We start from the raw sequence: 20,274 nt of genomic DNA, 5'->3' as shown, positions 1-20,274 counted from the left end.
GCCCGGCACGATGCCCGACGTCGATACGCGCGAGCTCGAAACGCGGCTCGTGCAGGTCACGCGCCGCTGGCAGGACGATCTCGCGGACGCGCTGCTCGACGCGTTCGGCGAGGAGCAAGGCAACCGTCTGCTGCAGCGCTACGCGGACTCGTTCCCGGCCGGCTACCGCGACGACTATCCGGCGCGCACCGCGGTGCGCGACATCGAGCTGATCGAGCGCGTGAAAACATCCGGCCAGCTCGCGATGAACCTGTACCGGCCGATCGAGGCCGGGCCGCGCGCGTTCCGCTTCAAGGTCTATCGCGCGGGCGAGCCGATCGCGCTGTCGCGCAGCCTGCCGATGCTCGAGCATCTCGGCGTGCGCGTCGACGAGGAGCGTCCTTACCGCATCCAGACGCAGGATGCGGCGCCGGCGTGGGTGCACGACTTCGGGCTCGAGCTCGCCGACGATACGGAGTTCGACATCGAACGCGTGAAGGGCCTCTTCGAGGATGCGTTCGACCGGATCTGGAGCGGCCGGATCGAGAACGACGACTTCAACCGGCTCGTACTGCGCGCGCATCTGAGCGCGCGCGAGGTCACGATCCTGCGCGCGTACGCGAAATACCTGCGGCAGGTCGGCTCGACGTTCAGCGACGCCTATATCGAACGCGCGCTGACCGGCAATCCGGCCATCGCGCGGCAGCTCGTCGAGCTGTTCGTGCTGCGCTTCGATCCGCGCATCGGCGACACACGCGACGTGCAGGCCGAACGGCTGCTGAAAGCGATCGAGACTGCGCTCGATCAAGTGCCAAACCTCGACGAGGACCGCATCCTGCGCCAGTTCCTCGGCGTGATCAACGCGACCGAGCGCACGAACTACTTCGTGCACGACGCGAACGGCGAGCCGAAGCCGTACCTGTCGTTCAAGTTCGCGCCGGCACGCGTGCCGGGGCTGCCCGAACCGAAGCCGATGTTCGAGATCTGGGTGTATTCGCCGCGCGTCGAAGGCGTGCACCTGCGCGGCGGCCGCGTCGCGCGCGGCGGGCTGCGCTGGTCCGACCGGCGCGAGGATTTCCGCACCGAGGTGCTCGGGCTCATGAAGGCGCAGATGGTGAAGAACGTCGTGATCGTGCCGGTCGGTTCGAAAGGCGGCTTCGTCGTGAAGAACCCGCCGCCGCCGAGCGATCGCGAAGCGTGGATGCGCGAAGGCGTCGCGTGCTACCAGACGTTCCTGCGCGGGCTGCTCGATCTGACCGACAACCGCGTCGGCAACGCGATCGTGCCGCCGCGCGACGTCGTGCGCCACGACCCCGACGATCCGTATCTCGTCGTCGCGGCCGACAAGGGCACGGCCACCTTCTCCGACTACGCGAACGCGATCTCGCACGAGTACGGGTTCTGGCTCGACGACGCGTTCGCGTCGGGCGGCTCGGTCGGCTACGACCACAAGAAGATGGCGATCACCGCGCGCGGCGCGTGGGAATCGGTGAAGCGGCACTTCCGCGAGATGGGCGTCGACACGCAGACGACCGACTTCACGGTGGTCGGCATCGGCGACATGTCCGGCGACGTGTTCGGCAACGGGATGCTGCTGTCGCCGCATATCCGGCTGATCGCCGCGTTCGATCACCGGCACGTGTTCCTCGATCCGACGCCCGACCCGGCGACGAGCTTCGCCGAGCGCAAGCGGCTGTTCGCGCTCGAACGCTCGAGCTGGGCCGATTACGATCCGGCCGCGATCTCGGCGGGCGGCGGCGTCTATCCGCGCACCGCGAAGACGATCCCGCTGTCGCCGGCCGTGCAGGCCGCACTCGGCATCGACGCGCACGCGCTGCCGCCGACCGAGCTGATCCGCGCGATCCTGCAGGCGCCGGTCGACCTGCTGTACAACGGCGGCATCGGCACCTACGTGAAGGCGACGCACGAGACGCATCAGCAGGTCGGCGACCGCGCGAACGACGCGGTGCGCGTCAACGGCGCGGACCTGCGCTGCAAGGTGGTCGGCGAAGGCGGCAATCTCGGCTTCACGCAGTTCGGCCGCATCGAGTTCGCGCAGCGCGGCGGGCGCATCAACACCGACGCGATCGACAACTCGGCGGGCGTCGACTGTTCGGATCACGAAGTCAACATCAAGATCCTGCTCGGCCTCGTCGTCGCGGACGGCGAGATGACGGAGAAGCAGCGCAACGCGCTGCTCGCGGAGATGACCGATGAAGTCGCGCTGCTCGTGCTGCGCGACAACTACTATCAGACGCAGGCGCTGTCGATCGCCGGCCGCTACGGCGTCGAGCTGCTCGACGCGGAAGCGCGGCTGATGCGCTGGCTCGAACGTGCGGGGCGCCTGAACCGCGTGATCGAATTCCTGCCGACCGACGACGAGATCGCGGAACGGCAGGCCGCGAAGCTCGGCCTCACCTCGCCGGAGCGCGCGGTGCTGCTCGCGTACAGCAAGATGTGGCTCTACGACGCGCTGCTCGAATCGGACGTGCCCGAAGATCCGCTCGTCGCCGCGATGCTCGTCGACTACTTCCCGAAACCGCTGCAGCAGCGTTTCAGCGAGCCGATGCGTCGCCATCCGCTGCGCCGCGAGATTCTCGCGACGCATCTGACCAATGCGCTCGTGAACCGCGTCGGCTGCACCTTCGTCCATCGGCTGATGGAGGAAACGGACGCGAAGCCGGGCGACATCGTGCGCGCCTGCATCGTCGCGCGCGACGTGTTCGATCTCGATGCGGTGTGGCGCGACATCGATGCACTCGACAATCGCGTCGCCGACGACGTGCAGGCGCGGATGTTCGTCGACGTCGCACGGCTGCTCGAACGCGCGGCGCTGTGGTTCCTGCGGCACCTGCATACGGGTGCGGGGGCCGGCGACGGCATCGCCGCACTGCTCGCGCGGTGTCGCGACGCGGCCGAGCGGCTCGCGCCGCAATTGCCCGCGCTGCTGCCGGCGGACGACCTCGACGCGCTGTCCGCGCGCCGGCGCGTGCTGACCGACGCCGGCGTCGATGCGGCGCTCGCCGCGCGTGTCGCGAGCGGCGACATCTCGGCCGCGCTGCTCGACATCGCCGACGTGGCAGCCACCTCGAACCGCGAACTCGAACTCGTCGCGGGCGTGTACTTCGCGCTCGGCACGCTGCTCAACTACGGATGGATCGGCGAGCGCGCGGCGTCGCTGCCGACGCCGACGCACTGGGACATGATGGCGCGCGCGGCGGCGCTCGCGGAAGTCGCGCGGCTCAAGCGCACGCTCGCGACGAGCGCGCTCGCGGAATCGCCGGATTCGACGTCGCCGGAAACGATCGTCGCCGCCTGGCGCGTGCGCCGCGAAGCCGCGCTCGAGCGTTACGGCCAGCTGCTCGCGGAACTGCGTGCATCGGGCGGCGCGAGCCTCGCGGTGCTGCTCGTCGTCGTGCGCGAGATGGCCGTGCTCGAGCGTGCGTAGCGCTTAGACGGTCGCGACCAGCAGCTCTTCCGCGTTGTTCGGCGGCCGCAGGCCGTCCGCACGCCCGGCGAAATAGCGCCGACTCAGATCGGCGGCCGATACATGCTCGGCCGTCGAGAAGCCCGCCTCGAGCGCGAGCGCGCGGATGTCGGCCGGCATGAAGAAACTGACGAACGGCGTGCCGCTCGCGCGCGCGCCCTTGTCCGCCATCTCGAGACCGGGCCGCACGTCGGGATCGGCGTACTGCAGCGGCATCAGGAACGTCATCGCGAACGTCGTGCCGCGCGCGAGCGTCGCGACTTCCCGCAGCGTCGCCGCATTCGCTTCGCGTGTCAGATACATGCTGACGCCGGTCGATACGACGACGGCCGGCTTGCGCGGATCGAAGCCCGCATCGACGAGCGCATCGCGCCACGAGCGGCCTGCCTCGAAATCGACGGCCACGAAGCGCAGCCAGTCCGGCACGCCGAAGCCGAGCTCGTTCAGCCGACGGCGCTTCCATGCCTGCGGGCCCGGCCGGTCGACTTCATAGACGGTCACGCGCGTCGCCATGTCGGGGCGGCGCTGCACGAAGCTGTCGAGCCCGGCGCCGAGAATCACGTACTGACTCGCGCCGCGCGCGGCCTGCTCGACGACCAGATCCTCGATGAAGCGCGCACGCGCGACGATCGATGCGCGAAACGGCCGCGTGAACTGCGGATCCATGTCGCCGCGCTGCCGCCAGTCCGGCCCCGGCGCGAGCAGCTGCAGCCCCACTTCGTCGGCGAGCACGTGCGGCGGCGCATCGCATTCGACATGCAGCGCGCGCCACAGCGCGACGCGCGCGGCCGTGCTGTCGGGGCCCTCGTCGACGATATCGTTCATCGCCGCGCCCTCACGCGTTCGACTGGCCGGGCCGCCCCGGCGCCTGCAGCCGCCATACGCGACCGTCCGGATCGCGCACCGTCATCTCGCGCGTGCCCCAGTGCGTGTCCTCGAACGGCGTGACGACGTCGACGACGGGCTGCGGCCGCACTGCGGCCTCGTCGGGCACCTTCAGCACGACCTGCATGTCCGTCTTTTCGCCGGGCGGCACTTCGGCGATGAACAGATACGGGCCGTCGCCGTTGCGAAGCTGGCCCGACTGGTGATCGGTTTCGAATTCCAGCGTAAAGCCCAGCGCCTGGAAGAACTTCGCCGATTTGCCCCAGTTGTGCGTGGTCAGGAAAACGGCTTCGATTCGCTCGGACGACATGTCATTCCTCCGTGGTGGACGCGTCCGCCGGCGGCGGCGCGGCGAGATACGCGCGCAATGCGTCGGCTACCAGCGCCGACAGCGACTGCTCCGTTTCGATTGCGCGATGCTTGACCTGCCGGATCAGACTCAGCGGCAGATACACGTTGAACTGCTTCACTTCTTCGTCGGTCATGGTGCTAGTATGCTAGCAAACTAGGAAAAGTCAAATGCCCGCGCGAGCAATGGCACGGCACGCTGCGCGCACGAGACGCGGCGCACACCGGCCGCCGCCTCGCGCCGCGTGCGGGACGGCGCTGCCGTTCACTGCTCGCGCGTGCGCGCCGCGACGCGCGCGAACAGCGCGTCGAGATCGAAGCCCGTGGTATCGATGCCGATCGTGTCGCGCAGGCACGCGGCCCACGCGCCGCGATCGTCGAACGTGACGGTCTGCGCGGCGCCCGTCGCGTCGCGCACGCTCAGCACCGTGTTGAACAGCGTCGCCTGGCCCTCGGGCAGCACGCGGCAGGCGATCAGGTCGTTCACGAACAGCGACTCGGGATAGGTCGACGTGAACCAGTTCGCGGCATCGTAATCGACCCACTCGGCCGGCTTCAGCGCGAAGCGATACATCGTCTGCCAGCCGTCGCGCGTCTCGCACTGCATGTCGAATTCGTCGTCGCCGTGCGCGTCGATCCGGAACGCGCCGTGCGGCGTCGTCTGCCGCTCGCCGGGCGCGAACCGCATCGGCGCGGTCAGCGTCGCGGTGCCGAAGCCGACGTCCGCGAACCAGACCGTGTCGTCGAGATCGACGCGCAGCAGCATGTGCGTCTTCGCCGTCGCGACCTCGGGCGGCCGCATCCAGCGCACGCGCGCGATCAGCGGCGTCACGCGAAAGCCGATCGTCGTGAGCGCCGTGTAGAACAGCTTGTTGAGTTCGAAGCAGTAGCCGCCGCGGCGGCGTTCGACGAGCTTGTCGACGACGGCCGGCAGGTCGAGCGCGACGCGCGTGCCCGTCAGCGGATCGAGGTTCTCGAACGGAATCGCGCGCGGATGCCGCAGATGCAGCGTACGCAGCACGTCGAGCGTCGGCTCGGCGGGGCCGTCGTAGCCGATGCGCGCGAAGTAGCGCGCGAGGTCGAACGAATCGGTCATGGGACTGCACCAAGGAGGGGAATGCGCCACGATAGCATCGTGTGACATCCCCGTGGTGCGCGAGACGACCGTTCGGCGCCGCACGCCGCGAGCGGGCGGCGGGCGGCACGCACGGCCGCCGCCGCGTGTTACGGCAGCAGCTTCAGCGCCGACGACGCGACCGACGGCACCGAAATGCCCTGGCTCGTCGCGAACTGCACGGCCCGGCTCAGCGTCGTCGCGAGCGACTGCAGCTGACCGGGCGCGCTCTGCGCGATATACGACGCGGCCTGCAGGTTCTGCGGATTGAGCCCGGCTTGCAGCAGCGACGCCGGATTCGTCGAGCCGAGGCCGCCAAGCGCCGGCTGCAGCTGCGAATACTGCGTGAGCCCCTGCCCGAGCGACGCGAGGCCGTTGCTGAACGCCTGCTTGTCGACCGCGCCGTGCGTCGCGCCGCCGCTCGCGAATGCCTGATCGAGCGCCTGCGACACCGACTGCTGCGCGCCGCCCATCTGCGACAGCGCGGCCGGCGTCAGCGCATCGCCGTTGCCGAGCACGGATGCCGCCTGCTGCGCCTGGCCCGCCGCGCCGCTGAGCCCCATCGCCGATGCGAGCGACGACTGGCCGGCAAGCACCTGCCGGTTCGCGCCGACGTAAGCCTGCAGCAGCTGCGCGACGCCGCCCTGCGCGGGCGCCGCCTGCTGTCCGCCGCCGAGCAGCGACGAACCGATCGATTGCAGATCGAGCTGCGCATGGGCGGCGCCGCTCAGCAGCATGCCGAAGGCGATGCCGGCGAAGGCGAGATGTCTGCGCGCCGCGCGGATGTGTTTCATACGTTGTCCTCGTGCCCGAATGGTGGAGCCCGATATTGTCGAAGCGCGTCGCACGCGATCGCAACGACTGAAACACATCGAAACGAATCGGACGGCGCGCGCGCCTGCATTGGTCCGAATCGACTGCGCGAAATCAAGCTGTGCGTCGCAATTCGTTCCTTTTCCGCATCAATGCGCCCGATTGCGCGTCGCAGCGATTGACGCGACCACCGCCGTTTCTTACGATTCGCCCCGCTTCGCGTTGCTGTGCCCGCGCCGCCGCGCGGTTCGTCCACCGTCCGTCCCGCAAGGAAAATCATGTCGTCCGTTTCGCTGCCCGGAACCTCGCCCGCCGCCGTGCCCGTTCGCGTACCGCGTCGCCTGCGCATCGCGGCGCTGGCCTGCGCGGCCCAGCTGCTCGCGGGCACCGCCGCCGCGCAGCAGGCACCGACCTCCGCCGAACCGGCCGCCGAGGCAGACAACCTCTGGACGCGCGACACGCTGCTCGGCGACATCGGCGGCCTTCGTCCATGGCTCGGCAAGTACGGCGTCACGCTCGCGGCGACCGAAACGAGCGAGCTGCTCGCGAACCTGCACGGCGGGCTCGAGCGCGGCGTCGGCTATCACGGCGTCACGACGGTGACGCTCGGGCTCGACACCGAGAAGGCGTTCGGCTGGAAAGGCGGCAGCTTCAACGCGAGCGCGTTGCAGATCCACGGCCGACAGTTCAGCCCGAGCCATCTCGGCACGCTGAACACCGCGAGCGGCACCGAAGCCGACGCCGCCACGCGCCTGTGGGAACTCTGGTATCAGCAGTCGCTGCTCGACGATCGCGTCGACGTGAAGATCGGCCAGCAGGCCGTCGATCAGGAATTCCTGACGAGCACGTACTCGGCGACGTTCATGAACACGATGTTCGGCTGGCCCGCGCTGCCGTCATACGATTTGCCGAGCGGCGGCCCTGCGTATCCGCTGTCGGCGCTCGGCGTGCGCGTGCGCGCGAAGCTGACGCCGTCGCTGACCGCACTGGCCGGCGTGTTCGACGGCGATCCGCTCGGCAACAATCCGGACAATCACAGCGGCACCAATTTCAACCTGCACAACGGCGCGCTGTTCATCGGCGAACTGCAGTACGCGATCAATCAGGACGGTGCGGCCGGCGGCGCGGCGAAGTCGGGCGCGCTGCCCGGCACCTACAAGCTCGGCGTCTGGTATCACAGCGGCAGCTTCGCCGATCAGCGCGACGACACGGCCGGCCATTCGCTCGCCAGCGCCGATTCGACCGGCATCGGCCGGCCGCGCCATGGCGACTACAGCGTCTATGCAGTCGCCGATCAGATGGTGTGGCGCGCAGGCCCCGACAGTCCGCGCAGCCTTGGTGTGTTCGCCCGCGTGATGGCGGCGCCCGGCGACCGCAACGTCGTCAGTGCCGCCGCAAACCTCGGCGTCGTGCTGAAGGCGCCGTTCGCCGGTCGCGACAACGATTCCGCCGGCCTCGCGCTCACCTACGTGAAAGTCGGCCGCCATGCACGCGCGCTCGACGAGGATGCGCGCGCCTTTGGCGGCGCGCCGTACGGCGTGCGCGGCAGCGAAACCGCGCTCGAAGCGACCTACAACTACCAGGTCGCGCCGTGGTGGCAGATTCAGGCCGATGCGCAATACACGTTCAATGCGGGCGCAGGCCAGAATCCGGACGATCCGCGCGCGCCGCTGCACAACACGTTCGTGCTCGGCGTGCGCACGACCATCACGTTCTGACGGCGGCCCGCGCGCATGCGCGGGGCGGCCTGCACGGCGGCCGGCGGCGAACCGCATCGACGCGTTACGCGGCCATCCACGCCGGCAGCCGACGGCCGACCCAGTCGGCCGCGCGTTCGTAGCCGCGCGCCAGCTGCAGCACGGCGAGATCGGCGCGCGGCCGCCCGATCAGCTGCATCCCCATCGGCAGCCCCGCCTCGTTGAAGCCGACCGGCACGCTGATCACCGGGCAGCCGGCCAGCGTCCACGGGACGACCGTTTCCATCCAGCGATGATAGGTGTCCATCGCGCGCCCCGCGATCTCCTTCGGCCAGCGCTGCTCGACGTCGAACGGAAACACCTGCGCGGTCGGCGCCGCGATGAAGTCGTAGCGCTCGAAAAAGCGCAGCACGGCTTGATGCCACGCGGTGCGCTCGACGCTTGCGTCGAACACCGCGGCGCCCTGCATCGCGAGCAGCCCTTCGACCTCGTAGATCGCCTCCGGCTTCAGCAGCGCGCGGCGCGCCGGATCGCGATAGTGCGCGAGCAGCCCGCCGCCCGACAGCAGATGCCGATGCGCGAGCCACAGGCGCCAGATGCGCTCCGGCGCGAACGCGGGCAACGCCGCATCGACGTCGCAACCGATGTCGCGCAGCGTCGCAAGCCCGTGCTCGCACTGCGCGAGCACGCCGGGCTCCGTCGCGAGATAGCCGTTCCAGTCGCCGACCCAGGCGACGCGCGTGCCCTTCACGTCCGTCTCGAGCGGCTGCGCGAACACGGCCGGATCGTCGGCGAGCGACAACGGATCGTTCGGGTCGTAGCCGGCCTGGATCGCGAGCAGTTGCGCGACGTCGCCGACCGTGCGGCCCATCGGCCCTTCGATGCCGAGCTGCTGCATGTAGACGTCGACGCCCGGCCAGCGCGGCACGCGGCCCTGCGACGGGCGGAAGCCGTAGATGTTGCAGAACGCGGCCGGATTGCGCAGCGAGCCGCCGAAGTCGCTGCCGTCCGCGACGGGCAGCATCCGCGACGCGAGCGCGGCCGCCGTGCCGCCGCTGCTGCCGCCTGCACTCTTCGTCAGGTCGTACGGATTGCGCGTCGCGCCGTATACGTCGTTGAACGTATGCGAACCGAGGCCGAACTCCGGCGTATTGGTCTTGCCGATGAAGATCGCGCCGGCCGCGCGCATGCGCGCGACGCCGACCGAATCGGCCTGCGGCACGTGATCGCTGAAGATCCGCGAGCCGTAGGTCGTCACGAGCCCCTTCGTCATCGCGAGATCCTTCGGCGCCTGCGGCATCCCGTGCAGCCACCCGTGATACTCGCCGCGCGCGAGCGCCGCGTCCTTGTCCGCGGCTTCGGCGAGCAGCGCGTCGCGCTCGCGCAGCGCGACGATCGCGTTCACGGCGCCGTTCACGCGCTCGATGTGATCGAGATACGCGCGCATCGTCTCGACGCACGACACGGCCTTGCTGCGGATCGCCGAGGCGAGTTCGCCGGCCGACAGGCGCACGATCGGATCGACGGGAACGGATGCGGGAGCGAGAAGCGACGGGGCGCCGTGTGGCATGCGGGTCTCCTGAAATCGAATGGGAAGCCGGGCCGTATCGTGACGGCCGCGCGTCGCGGCGCGCGCGCGGCGCGCCGGTCGTCGACGCTCTACTCTACGCGACGCGCGCGACGCGACCTCCGATATTTTCCACGGACATTCATCGAGAATCCGACTGAATCGGCGCAGCGATCCAGCGCGTCGCCGTGCCGCGCAGCCGATCGGTGAAATCGTTTATGCGCATAAACTTAAATTTCTTATATTTCCAATAAGCGCAACACGATCGTCAGCGTTAACGACATTTTTACGCTGCCGTGCGGACTCTTTAGACCGCTCGCCGCGATCGCGCATTACGCTGAAAGCCTCTCGATTACGGGATACCGTCGATGCTCAAGCTGCTGGTTCCGGTCGGTCACGCTCCCCGTTCGCTTCAGGCGGTTCGCCACGCGGCGTTCCTCTACCGCGAGCGGTGCGCGTCGGAAGTCGTGCTGGTCAACGTCCAGCCGCCGCTCGAGGCCACACGGCTCGAAGCGTTTCATCCGCTGTCGCGACTGCGATCGATCGAGGAGAAGTTCGCGAACGACGACCTCGCGAGCGCGCGGCGGATCCTGCAGGAAGCCGGCGTTCGGTACAGCGTCGTGCGGAAGGTCGGGCCGGTGGCCGCGTCGATCGCGGCAGCCGCGGCCGAGACGGGCTGCGATGAAATCGTCGTCGTGGCGCCGAAGCGTGATCCGTTGCACGCGGTGATGTCGATGTTCGGACGCAGCGTGATGGACCGCCTCATGCGCATCTCGAACGTGCCGATCACGGCGGTGCGCTGAGCATCGCCGTGCGCCGGCTTGGCGAGCACGTCGTGCGCGCCGACGTCTGACGCGCTGCATCGCGAACGACACGGCCGGCGCACGCGTGCCGATGCCGACGATGCCGGCGGACGGACTCCGGTCGGCCGTTGGCCATCGCGCAATGCACGGCGCCGCGCTTACTTGATGGCCTTGCGCCAGAACACGAGATAGGTCGCCGTGGAAGACGCGAGCAGCAGGATTACCCACAACGGCGCCATGCTGATCAGGACGGATGTGACGTTAAGCATTTGGATTCCTCACTGTTCGATAGCGATAGGTTGGACACGTACACGCTCGACCGGAACCGGAGCGCATGCCACTTACCGCTTGTCGCCCAGCGCGTTCCGTCAGCGCATGAGCTCATGCTATCGCCGCGATCGGCAATACGACCGTCTCGCGGTGCCAGCACTCTGATGTTCGTCAAACTCGCGTCGATCGCCGCACTCTTGCGCGCCGGTTCCGCTACCCGCCGCAAGCTGCCGTAGCGCAAAAACGGCCGCCGCAAGGCACCGGCCGCGCCCTTTCAGCAGACGTTTACCGGGGGAAGCCCCAAGTGCTCGGCGTAGGGCGTCCGCGTTACGCTTGGACCACAAGGAGACGAACCATGAGACGAGTCGTACACATCGCATTTTTCGCGCTGCTGGTTTACCTGATCGGCGATCGCGCGATGCTGCACGCGCAAGGCCGCGACGCCGGCCCGGCCGCGTGTGCGGAGCGGGCCGACCAGGTGCGGTACGACGCGCTGGGCCGGGGCTTCGGCAGCGCCGCCGCCGACAGTCAGCGCGAAGCGTTCATGTCGGGCTGTCTCGTGACGGGACGCGCCGATCAGGATGTCGCGATGGCGGCTCGCTGACGCCGCAGGCCGGCGGGCGCCTGCCGACCGCCGCGCTCCCAAGCCTCCCGCCGACGATGCGAAACGACGGCGACTGCGCTCGCCGTCGTCGTCTTTTCCCGCCGCACTGCCCGTTCAACTGAATCCGCAACGATCACGCCGAGCCTTTCGTGCGGCGCGCTCGGCTTCCTGAAAACCGCGCCTGCACCGCTGCCCTCCGCGCGCGGGCACAGGAATTGCCCCTCGATTGCCCCCTCCCCACGGGCCGCGATCATGAACGACACCGAGTCCAGCAATCCGGCGGCGGATCGCCCGCACGCCGTAACGTGGCTGCGACGCCTGGGGCCCGGACTCGTCACAGGCGCCGCCGACGACGATCCGTCCGGCATCGGCACGTACTCGCAGGCCGGCGCGCAATTCGGCTACGAGCTGCTGTGGTCGCTGCTGCTCACGTATCCGCTGATGACGGCCATCCAGCTCGTCAGCGCGCGCATCGGCCGCGTGACCGGCAAGGGCCTCGCGTCGAACATGCGCGCGCACTATCCGCGCTGGCTGCTGTATGCGACCGTCGCGCTGCTGCTGATCGCGAACGTGATCAACATCGCGGCCGACCTGTCGGCGATGGGCGCCGCCGTCGACCTGCTGCTGCACGGCCCGCAACAGCTTTACGTCGTCTGTCTAGGCGGCGTGTCGGTGCTGCTGCAGATCTTCGTTCCGTACGAACGCTACGCGCGCCTGCTCAAATGGATCGCGCTGGTGCTGCTCGCCTACGTGGCGGTGGCGCTGATCGTGCCCGTGCCCTGGGGCGAAGTCGGTCGCGCGCTCGTGCGGCCGCACGTGCAGCCGAGCGCGGCCTATTTCACGACGGTCGTCGCCGTGCTCGGCACGACGATCAGCCCGTACCTGTTCTTCTGGCAGGCCTCGCAGGAAGTCGAGGAACTGGAGGCCGCGCCGCACGCGCACTCATTGCGTCGCGCACCGCATCAGGCCCCGGCGCAGTTGCGCCGCATCAGTGTCGACACGTGGGTCGGCATGGGCGTATCGAACGTCATCGGGTTTTTCATCACGCTGACGGCGGCGGCCACGCTCAACGCGCATCACATCGACGTCAAGACGTCCGCCGATGCCGCGCGCGCGCTCGAACCGCTCGCCGGACACTTCGCCTACGTGCTGTTCGCGCTCGGTATCATCGGCACCGGGCTGCTGGCGCTGCCGGTGCTCGCCGGATCGGCTGCGTATGCGGCGGCCGGCACGTTCCGCTGGCGCAACAGCCTCGCACTCGAGTTCGGCGTCGCACGCGAGTTCTACGCGGTCATCGCGCTCGCCACCGTCGGCGGCATCGCGATCACCTTCATGCATTTCGATCCGATCCGCGCGCTGTACTGGAGCGCCGTCATCAACGGCGTCACGGCCGCGCCGATCATGGTCGTGATGATGCTGATGGCCGGCAGCACACGCATCATGGGCGAATTCGCGGTGAAAGGCGCGCTGAAATGGGGCGGATGGATCGCGACGTTCGCGATGGCGATCGCCGCACTCGGCGTGTTCGTGCCGGGCTAGGCCGCGCGCTTGCCCGACGCTCGGCACACGAGAGCAAAACGGAGGGGATCGTGACCAAGAAAGGCAAGAAAGCCGGGCGATCGGCGCTGCCTGCCAGCGACGCGCGCGCGCAGGTGCTCGCAAGCTTGCGCAGCCGCAAGATGGCGCGCTCGATCCACACCTTCACACGCGGCAGCGCCGAGCGCTTCTATGCGTGGCTCGCGGAGCACCGCTCGGGCGCGGTGCCAGACGGCCCGGCCGTCTGGATCGGCGGCGACTGCCATCTCGGCAATCTCGGCCCCGTTGCGGACAAAACCGGCGAAGTCGCGGTGCAGATTCGCGATCTCGACCAGAGCGTGATCGGCAACCCGGCGCACGACTTGCTGCGGCTCGGCTTCTCCGTCGCGACCGCGGCGCGCAGCTCCGATCTGCCCGGCATCATCACGTGGCGAATGATCGAAGCGCTGATCGCCGGCTACGAACAGGCGTTCGATCCTCGCCGACGCAACGACGGCGAGGGCGACGCGCGTCCGGCGGCCGTGAAGATCGCGATGAAGGCGGCGTTGCATCGTTCGTGGCGCAAGCTCGATCGGCAGACGGTCCGCGATGCCGCGCCGCGCATCCCGCTCGGCAAGCGCTTCTGGCCGCTGTCGGACGACGAGCGCGCCGCGATTCACGCGCTGTTCGAATCGGCCTCGGTGTCCCCGATCGGCGCGGCGCTGAGCCCCACGGCGCGCGGCAACGCGAAGATGAAAGTGCTCGACGCCGCGTATTGGGTCAAGGGCTGCAGTTCGCTCGGGCGGCGGCGCTTCGCGGTCATGCTCGATATCGACGACGGCTGTGCGGACGGCCACCCGCCCTGCCTGATCGACATCAAGGAAGCCGCGGCGGCCAAGGCGCCGATGTATCGCGGCGCGCAAATGCCGCGCGATGCGGCCCAGCGCGTGGTCGAAGGTGCGCGCCATCTGTCGCCGATGCTCGGCAGCCGGATGTGCGCGGCGCGCCTCGACGGGCATTCGGTCGTGATCCGCGAACTGATGCCGCAGGATCTGAAGCTCGAAGCGGAACGGCTGTCGGAGGACGACGCGATTGCGGCCGCGCGTTATCTCGCGCGCGTGATCGGCCGCGCGCATGCGGCGCAGATGGACGGCGCGACGCAACGGGCATGGCGCGCGGCGCTGCGCAGTCAGCACGCGAAGACCGTCGACGCGCCCTCATGGCTGTGGCGCAGCATCATCGAATTGATGGCCACGCACGAAGAAGCCTATCTCGAACATTGCCGGCGCTACGTGCTCGGCAAGACGCTAGGCTGAGCCGACGATACGCCTCGCTCGCGGCCCGCGCCCGATCAGCGGCCGTCGTTCGTGCGAATCACGAGTTCGTCGAAACCGGTGCGCGCGTCCGGTTCGCGCGCGAAGCCATGCTCGGGCAACAGCGCGAGCAATATCTCGGCTGTGGTCCGCACGATGCAGCCGCGCGCGACGTGTCCGCCCGATACGTGCCCGCGTGCGTCCGACACCGACATATGCAGATGCGCGCCGTCCGGCGAAACGGAGCCGGCCAGCGTGAGGATTTCGAGATCGCCGCGCAGTTCGGTCGGCGCGTCGACGCCGGCGAAACGCAACTGCGCGACGTCGAGGCTGCCGATGCCCTGCAGCACGAACGCCGCGTGCGCGCCGAGCCGCCGCAGCGCCTGCTCGATGGACGCGCGCAGATCGTCGCCGGGGGAAAGACGCAGAGGATGGGCTTGCATCGTCGATACCTGCGAAAGGAAGGTGTCGACCAAGCGTACGTTCGACGCTGAGATCCGGCAAGTGCGCCGCCGGCGCACATGCGGCAGCGCACGGGCGCGAGCGGCGGAGCGACGTGACATCGATACGGCGACCGCCGTTCAGCGCGCGCGCTCGCGACTGCGCGCACGCAACAAGGCCCGGACGGGTCCGGGCCTTCCGTGTTTCATGCGGCACGCCGGCCATCGCGGCCGGCTGCGCTTACGCCTCGAGCGCTTCGAGCACCTTGCCCTTCGTCTCGATCCCGACGAAGTACACGGTGACGGCCGCAATCAGCGGCACCGCGCCGAGCAGATAGAACGCCGGGCTCAGATCGCCGCCGATGATCGCGTGCGGCACGATCATCGGCGCCGCGAACGATGCGATCTTCAGCCACGCGCTGCCGAGCCCGCAGCCCGACGCGCGGATGCTCGTCGGATACTGCTCCGGCGTATAGACGTACGCGGTAATGAAGCCCGACGCCATCAGACCGAGCGACAGCGAGCAGAACGTCGCGACGACGTACACCGACGATGCGTGATAGACGCCCGCGAGCGCCAGCGACAGTGCGCACAACACGAACGACCACACGATCACCGGCTTGCGGCCGAGCTTGTCGACGAGCAGCGCGGAGGCCAGCGAACCGAGCACGCCCATCACCGAGCCGATCACCGCGAGATTCAGCGCGAGCTGCAGCGGCGCATGATAGAAGTTCTTGTAGATCGTCGGCAGCCACGTCGACAGCCCGTACTGGATGAACCCGCAGGTCGCCCACAACGTTGCGATCGCGAGCGTGCGCTTGCGGTACGCGCGGCTGAACAGGTCGAGCATCCGGCGCTTTGGATGCTGGCGCACCATTTCGTCGAACGCGGCCGTCTGCGTGACGGGCGGCAGCTCGCCGCGCACCGAGGTCTCGAACGCGCTCACCGCGCGGCCGGCCTCGGCCAGCCGCCCGCGCGACGCGAGCCAGCGCGGCGATTCGGGCACGACGTGCGTGAGCACGAGCGCGAGCAGCAGCGGCAACCCGCCGACGAAGTACATGATCTCCCAGCCGAAGCGCGGCACGAGCCACGCGCCGAGCGCCATCGACACGAGCAGGCCGATCGGGAACACGATCTCGTACAGCAGCACGAAACGGCCGCGGCCATGCGCGCGCGTGATCTCGTTGATGTAGGTCGCGGCGACCGGCAATTCGCCGCCGAGCCCGAGCCCCTGCAGGATCCGCAGCAGCACGAATACCTCGAACGTCGGCGCGAAGCCGCAGGCGATGCTCGTGATGCCGATCACGGCCGAGCTCCACGCGATCGCCTTCACGCGGCCGTGCTTTTCCGCGAGTGCGGGAAACAGGAACGCGCCGATCAGCTGACCGATCGCGCCCGATGCGATCAGCATGCCGATCTGCGTCGGCGACAAGCCCCACTTGTGAATCAGCAGCGGCAGCGTCGCCGCGATCGTGATCACGTCGAAGCCGTCGAAGAACGTCGCGGTGCCGATCAGCACGCGCGCGCGGATCTGCATCGCATTGGCCGGAAGCCGCTCGAGCCGCGCGATGATCGCGCCGGGCGTGGAGGCGGCAGCTTCCATCGTGGCCCGACCGGCCACGACGTTGTCGAAAGTGCTCATGCGGGGTGTCTCCTGGAACTCGTGTGGGTCTGGCCGCTCAGGCAAGCGCCTTGGTCGTGTCTGCCAGGGCTTCCCTATCCACTGCCCGGCCCTGGTTCATCCACTTGCGCGCAAGCTTCAGTTCGCGCGCGTTGTTGATGGCGACGACACCTCTCACATGCCCATCGCCGAGGAAAAACAGCGTCGCGCGGCGCGCGGCGAGATCGCCGCGCACGACGAGCTGCGCATCGGCCGGCAGATCGCCGAGGATCTGCAGGTTCACGTCGTACTGATCGGACCAGAACCACGGAATTTCGGCGTACGCCGCACGCACGCCGAGCACCGCCTTCGCGGCCGCGATCGCCTGGTTCTGCGCATTGGCCCACGATTCGAGCCGCACGCGCCGCTTCAGCCAGCCGTTGTGATGATTCGCGACATCGCCGCACGCGAAGATCACCGGATCGCTCGTCGCGCCGAACTCGTCGACGACGATGCCGTCGTCGACGGCCAGCCCCGCGTCGCTCGCCAGCGACGCGTTGAGCGCGAGACCGATGCCTGCCACCGCGAAATCGGCGTCGATCGTCGTGCCGTCGGCGAGCGTCGCGCGTACTTTCGACGCGTCGTCCGGCTGCGCGTCGAGCGACGCGAGCGCAGCGCCGAGCCGCACGTCGACGCCGTTCGCGCGATGCAGATCGCAGAGAAAATCCGACACGATCGGCGGCACCGAGCGGCCGCACAGCCGCGGCGCGCCTTCGACGACGACCGCGTCGACGCCGAGCTTGCGCGCGGTCGCCGCGACTTCGAGGCCGATCCAGCCGCCGCCGATCACGAGCACGCGGCGGCTCGCGCGCAGCTTCTCGCCGAGCGCGGCAGCCTCGTCGAGCGTGCGCAGGTAGTGCAGGTTCGACGTATGGACGATCGCGTCGGGCAGCCGGCGCGACGTGCCGCCGGTCGCGATCACGAGGCGGTCGTATTCGATCTCGCGGCCGCTCGCGGTCTTCACCACGCGCCGCGCGCGGTCGATCGATGCCGCGCGTTCGGGCTGCCAGGCCTCGACGTTCAGCGCGTCGAACTCGTCCGGGCGCACGACGCGCACGGTCTCGATGTCCGCGTCGCCGGCCAGCACGGCCTTCGACAACGGCGGGCGCTCGTACGGCAGATGCGGCTCGTCGGCGATCATCACGAGACGGCCCGCATAGCCTTCCGCGCGCAGCGTCTTCAGTACCCAGCCGGCCGCCTGCCCGCCGCCGATCACGACGATCGTGCGCGGCGTATCGGTGTTCGCGTCGGTCATGATTTGCGCTCCGTCATGAACTTGCCTTCCGGCGCCTTGGCGTCCTTCTGCCGGCGCGTGTTGCCGTCGAGGCCGCCGTCGACCGCCCACTCGGCGAACACGGTCGGGCCCGGCTCGAATTCGCGCGGCTGCCACTCGGGCGTCAGCACGTCTTCGTCCGCGTAGTACTCGATCAGGCCGCCGGCCGGATTCTGGAAATACCAGAAGTACGCCGACGACACCGGATGACGGCCGGGCCCGAGCTGCGTCTGCCACCCGCAGCGGTCGATGTGCAGGCCGCCGCCGAACACTTCGTGGATATCGCGCACGGTGAACGCGACGTGGTTCAGGCCGCGCTTGCCGTTCGGCAGCGCGAGCAGGAACAGGTCGTGATGGCCGCCGTGCGGCGCGCAGCGCATGAACGCACCGCGGCCCGGATAGCGGTCCGACGTCTCGAAGCCGAGCAGCTCGTGATAGAAGCGCTCCTGCTCGTCGAGGCAGTTCGTGAAGAACACGACATGCCCGACTTCGACCGGCTCCGCGCGCGCATAGACGGGGCTCGGCTGGTCGACGCGCAGCGTCTTGCCCCACACGTTCGACGGCGAACCGGTGATGTCGAGCGCCCGCTTGCGCGTGACCTCGATGCGGATCGCCATTCCGTTCGGATCGATGCAGCCGATTGCATCGTCGTGCGCGTAGTAGCCGGGCTGGCCGGCGAGCTTGCCGCGCAGCGCGTCGAGTTCCGGCTGCGTCGCGACGCCCCACGTGACCTCGCGCAGCGTCGGGCCGCTCTCGAACGCGGGCGGCAGCGCCGGATCGTCGGCCTTGACGACGCGCACCGTACAGCCGTTCATCGTTTCGAAGCGCGCGTGCGTCTCGTCATGCGCGACTTCCTTCAGTCCCCAGTCCGCGAAAAAGCGGCGGCACGTCGCGAGGTCGTCGACGCCGTACGTGATCTGCTCGATACCCAAGATGGTCATTGCGTGATTCCCCTTCGCTCAGTTCGCCCACGGCAGCGGCGCGTCGTTCAAGCCCCAGTACAGGCTCTTCTGCTGCATGTATTCGCGGATCCCGAGACGGCCCTTCTCGCGGCCCATCCCGCTCTCCTTCCAGCCGGAGAACGGCGTCGAGATCGAGAACAGCTTGTACGTATTGATCCAGACCGTGCCCGTCTCGAGCGCGCGCGCGACGCGCCACGCTCGCTTGTAGTCGCGCGTCCAGATGCCGGCCGCGAGGCCGAACACGCTGTCGTTCGCCTGCTCGATCAGCGACGCCTCGTCGTCGAACGGCATCGCCACGAGGACGGGCCCGAAGATTTCCTCCTGGCAGATGCGCGCGCGATTCGACAGACCTTCGAGGATCGTCGGCTGATAGAAGAAGCCGTGCTCGCGCCCGTCGCCGGTCGGCCGTTCGCCGCCGCAGAGCAGCCGCCCGCCCTCGTCGAGCCCGAGCGCGACGTAGCGTTCGACCGACTCGCGATGCTTCGCGGTGATCAGCGGCCCCATCTGCGTGTCGGGCCGCGCCGGATCGCCGACGCGCAGCTTGCGCGCGCCGTCGACGAGCCGCTTCATGAACGCGTCGTATACCGAACGCTGCACGAAGAGCCGCGAGCCCGCGATGCACGCTTCGCCCGACGAGCTGAAGATGCCGTACAGCACGCCGTTGACCGCATGATCGAGATCGGCGTCGTCGAACACGATCGTCGGCGACTTGCCGCCGAGCTCGAGCGACACCGGCATCAGCTTCTCGGCCGCAATGCGGGCGATGCCGCGACCGACTTCGGTGCCGCCCGTAAACGACACCTTCTTCACGAGCGGATGGCGCACGAGCACGTCGCCGATCACCGAGCCCTTGCCCGGCAGCACGCTGAGCACGCCCTTCGGCACGCCGGCTTCCTCGCAGATGCGCGCGAGCGCGAGCGAGGCGAGCGGCGTGACTTCGGCCGGCTTCAGCACGACGGCGTTGCCGCCCGCGAGCGCCGGCGCGAGCTTCTGCGCGTCGGACGCGATCGGCGAATTCCACGGCGTGATCGCGGCGATCACGCCGATCGGCTCGTAGACGCTCATCGTCAGATAGTCGCCGCGCGACGGCGTCAGGTCTTCGTCCAGCGTTTCGAGGCACGCGGCGTAGTAGCGGAACGTGTTCGCGGCGCTCGCGACCAGCACGCGCGTCTCGCCGATCGGCTTGCCGTTGTCGCGGCGCTGCAGATGCGCGAGCGCTTCGTGACGCTGCATGATTAGATCGGCGATCCGGTACAGCACGAGCGCGCGCTGATGCGGCTTGAGGCCGGCCCAGTCCGCGCGGCGCCATGCGGCGTCGGCCGCGACGATCGCGTCGGCCGCGTCTTCCGCACTCGCGGTCGACACTTCCAGGTTCAGCGACTGGTCGGCCGGATAGACGCTCGCGTAAGGCGCGCCACGGCCGCGCCGCCACTCGCCGCCGATCAGGATGTCGCCGTTGGGCACGAGGCTCGTATCGAATGGAGTCATTTCACAAGTCCCACAAGTCTGTCTCTGCGCAGCCGCCCTCGCCGTGGCAAGAACGG

At 68.9% G+C, this 20,274-nt stretch carries 17 protein-coding genes; 6 read left to right on the top strand and 11 right to left on the bottom strand.

The genetic code is table 11. The features are described 5' to 3' along the window. Positions 1 to 3,427, top strand: a 3,427-nt coding sequence (locus ACSHSS_RS19650) for an NAD-glutamate dehydrogenase (RefSeq protein WP_445545422.1), incomplete at its 5' end; no start/stop codon positions are given. A gap of 3 nt (positions 3,428 to 3,430) precedes the next feature. Here the strand turns inward: ACSHSS_RS19650 and ACSHSS_RS19645 are convergent. The 5 genes from ACSHSS_RS19645 to ACSHSS_RS19625 form a co-directional block, all read right to left on the bottom strand. Next, a complete protein-coding gene (locus tag ACSHSS_RS19645; RefSeq protein WP_445545421.1) occupies positions 3,431 to 4,291 on the bottom strand; it encodes a class I SAM-dependent methyltransferase in 861 nt (286 codons plus the stop codon). Positions 4,292 to 4,301: 10 nt separating this feature from the next. After that, positions 4,302 to 4,661, bottom strand: a complete 360-nt coding sequence (locus tag ACSHSS_RS19640) for a VOC family protein (RefSeq protein ID WP_006396804.1) — start codon at positions 4,659 to 4,661, stop codon at positions 4,302 to 4,304. A 1-nt stretch (position 4,662) separates the two neighbouring features. Then, the gene (locus tag ACSHSS_RS19635; protein WP_006403231.1) at positions 4,663 to 4,836 is read right to left on the bottom strand and encodes a ribbon-helix-helix domain-containing protein; all 174 of its coding nucleotides are present in this window, start codon (positions 4,834 to 4,836) and stop codon (positions 4,663 to 4,665) included. A 128-nt stretch (positions 4,837 to 4,964) separates the two neighbouring features. After that, on the bottom strand, positions 4,965 to 5,795 hold the full coding sequence (locus tag ACSHSS_RS19630) for an arylamine N-acetyltransferase family protein (RefSeq protein ID WP_445545420.1): 831 nt from the start codon (positions 5,793 to 5,795) through the stop codon (positions 4,965 to 4,967). Between the two features lie 128 nt (positions 5,796 to 5,923). Then, positions 5,924 to 6,607 carry a hypothetical protein gene (locus ACSHSS_RS19625; protein WP_445545419.1) on the bottom strand — a complete coding sequence of 228 codons (684 nt, stop codon included), beginning with the start codon at positions 6,605 to 6,607 and terminating at the stop codon, positions 5,924 to 5,926. A gap of 297 nt (positions 6,608 to 6,904) precedes the next feature. Here ACSHSS_RS19625 and ACSHSS_RS19620 point away from each other — a divergent pair, with 297 nt between their 5' ends. Further along, positions 6,905 to 8,344, top strand: coding sequence for a carbohydrate porin (locus ACSHSS_RS19620; protein WP_445545418.1), 1,440 nt, complete (start codon positions 6,905 to 6,907; stop codon positions 8,342 to 8,344). 64 nt (positions 8,345 to 8,408) lie between these two features. Here the strand turns inward: ACSHSS_RS19620 and ACSHSS_RS19615 are convergent, their stop codons facing one another. Beyond that, positions 8,409 to 9,893 carry an amidase gene (locus ACSHSS_RS19615; RefSeq protein ID WP_445545417.1) on the bottom strand — a complete coding sequence of 495 codons (1,485 nt, stop codon included), beginning with the start codon at positions 9,891 to 9,893 and terminating at the stop codon, positions 8,409 to 8,411. A 365-nt stretch (positions 9,894 to 10,258) separates the two neighbouring features. Here ACSHSS_RS19615 and ACSHSS_RS19610 point away from each other — a divergent pair, with 365 nt between their 5' ends. From ACSHSS_RS19610 to ACSHSS_RS19595, 4 genes are all read left to right on the top strand, one after another. Next, positions 10,259 to 10,693, top strand: a complete 435-nt coding sequence (locus ACSHSS_RS19610; RefSeq protein WP_445545416.1) for a universal stress protein — start codon at positions 10,259 to 10,261, stop codon at positions 10,691 to 10,693. Positions 10,694 to 11,318: 625 nt separating this feature from the next. Continuing rightward, positions 11,319 to 11,567, top strand: a complete 249-nt coding sequence (locus tag ACSHSS_RS19605; RefSeq protein WP_060146160.1) for a hypothetical protein — start codon at positions 11,319 to 11,321, stop codon at positions 11,565 to 11,567. A gap of 252 nt (positions 11,568 to 11,819) precedes the next feature. Beyond that, positions 11,820 to 13,106: an Nramp family divalent metal transporter gene (locus tag ACSHSS_RS19600; RefSeq protein ID WP_006413810.1), complete on the top strand. Its 1,287-nt coding sequence runs from the start codon at positions 11,820 to 11,822 to the stop codon at positions 13,104 to 13,106. A 50-nt stretch (positions 13,107 to 13,156) separates the two neighbouring features. After that, the gene (locus ACSHSS_RS19595) at positions 13,157 to 14,398 is read left to right on the top strand and encodes a DUF2252 family protein (RefSeq protein ID WP_445545415.1); all 1,242 of its coding nucleotides are present in this window, start codon (positions 13,157 to 13,159) and stop codon (positions 14,396 to 14,398) included. Between the two features lie 35 nt (positions 14,399 to 14,433). On the opposite strand, the gene ACSHSS_RS19590 is transcribed toward ACSHSS_RS19595, so the two are convergent. The 5 genes from ACSHSS_RS19590 to ACSHSS_RS19570 all read right to left on the bottom strand — a co-directional run bounded on the left by ACSHSS_RS19590 (position 14,434) and on the right by ACSHSS_RS19570 (position 20,218). Next, positions 14,434 to 14,838, bottom strand: coding sequence for a PPC domain-containing DNA-binding protein (locus ACSHSS_RS19590; protein ID WP_445545414.1), 405 nt, complete (start codon positions 14,836 to 14,838; stop codon positions 14,434 to 14,436). 238 nt (positions 14,839 to 15,076) lie between these two features. Further along, positions 15,077 to 16,477: an MFS transporter gene (locus tag ACSHSS_RS19585; RefSeq protein ID WP_006413811.1), complete on the bottom strand. Its 1,401-nt coding sequence runs from the start codon at positions 16,475 to 16,477 to the stop codon at positions 15,077 to 15,079. A 37-nt stretch (positions 16,478 to 16,514) separates the two neighbouring features. Then, positions 16,515 to 17,750, bottom strand: a complete 1,236-nt coding sequence (locus ACSHSS_RS19580; protein ID WP_445545413.1) for an NAD(P)/FAD-dependent oxidoreductase — start codon at positions 17,748 to 17,750, stop codon at positions 16,515 to 16,517. After that, complete coding sequence (locus ACSHSS_RS19575) at positions 17,747 to 18,709, bottom strand: VOC family protein (RefSeq protein WP_164676081.1); 963 nt, start codon at positions 18,707 to 18,709, stop codon at positions 17,747 to 17,749. Before ACSHSS_RS19575 ends, ACSHSS_RS19580 begins: the two co-directional genes overlap by 4 nt. Positions 18,710 to 18,727: 18 nt before the next feature. Next, positions 18,728 to 20,218, bottom strand: coding sequence for an aldehyde dehydrogenase (locus tag ACSHSS_RS19570; RefSeq protein ID WP_445545412.1), 1,491 nt, complete (start codon positions 20,216 to 20,218; stop codon positions 18,728 to 18,730). Between the last annotated feature and the right edge of the window lie 56 nt (positions 20,219 to 20,274).

This window comes from Burkholderia sp. BC1 (assembly GCF_052683555.1).
The sequence above is the reverse complement of the archived record's forward strand: the minus strand, read 5'-3'. Positions and strand labels throughout refer to the sequence as shown.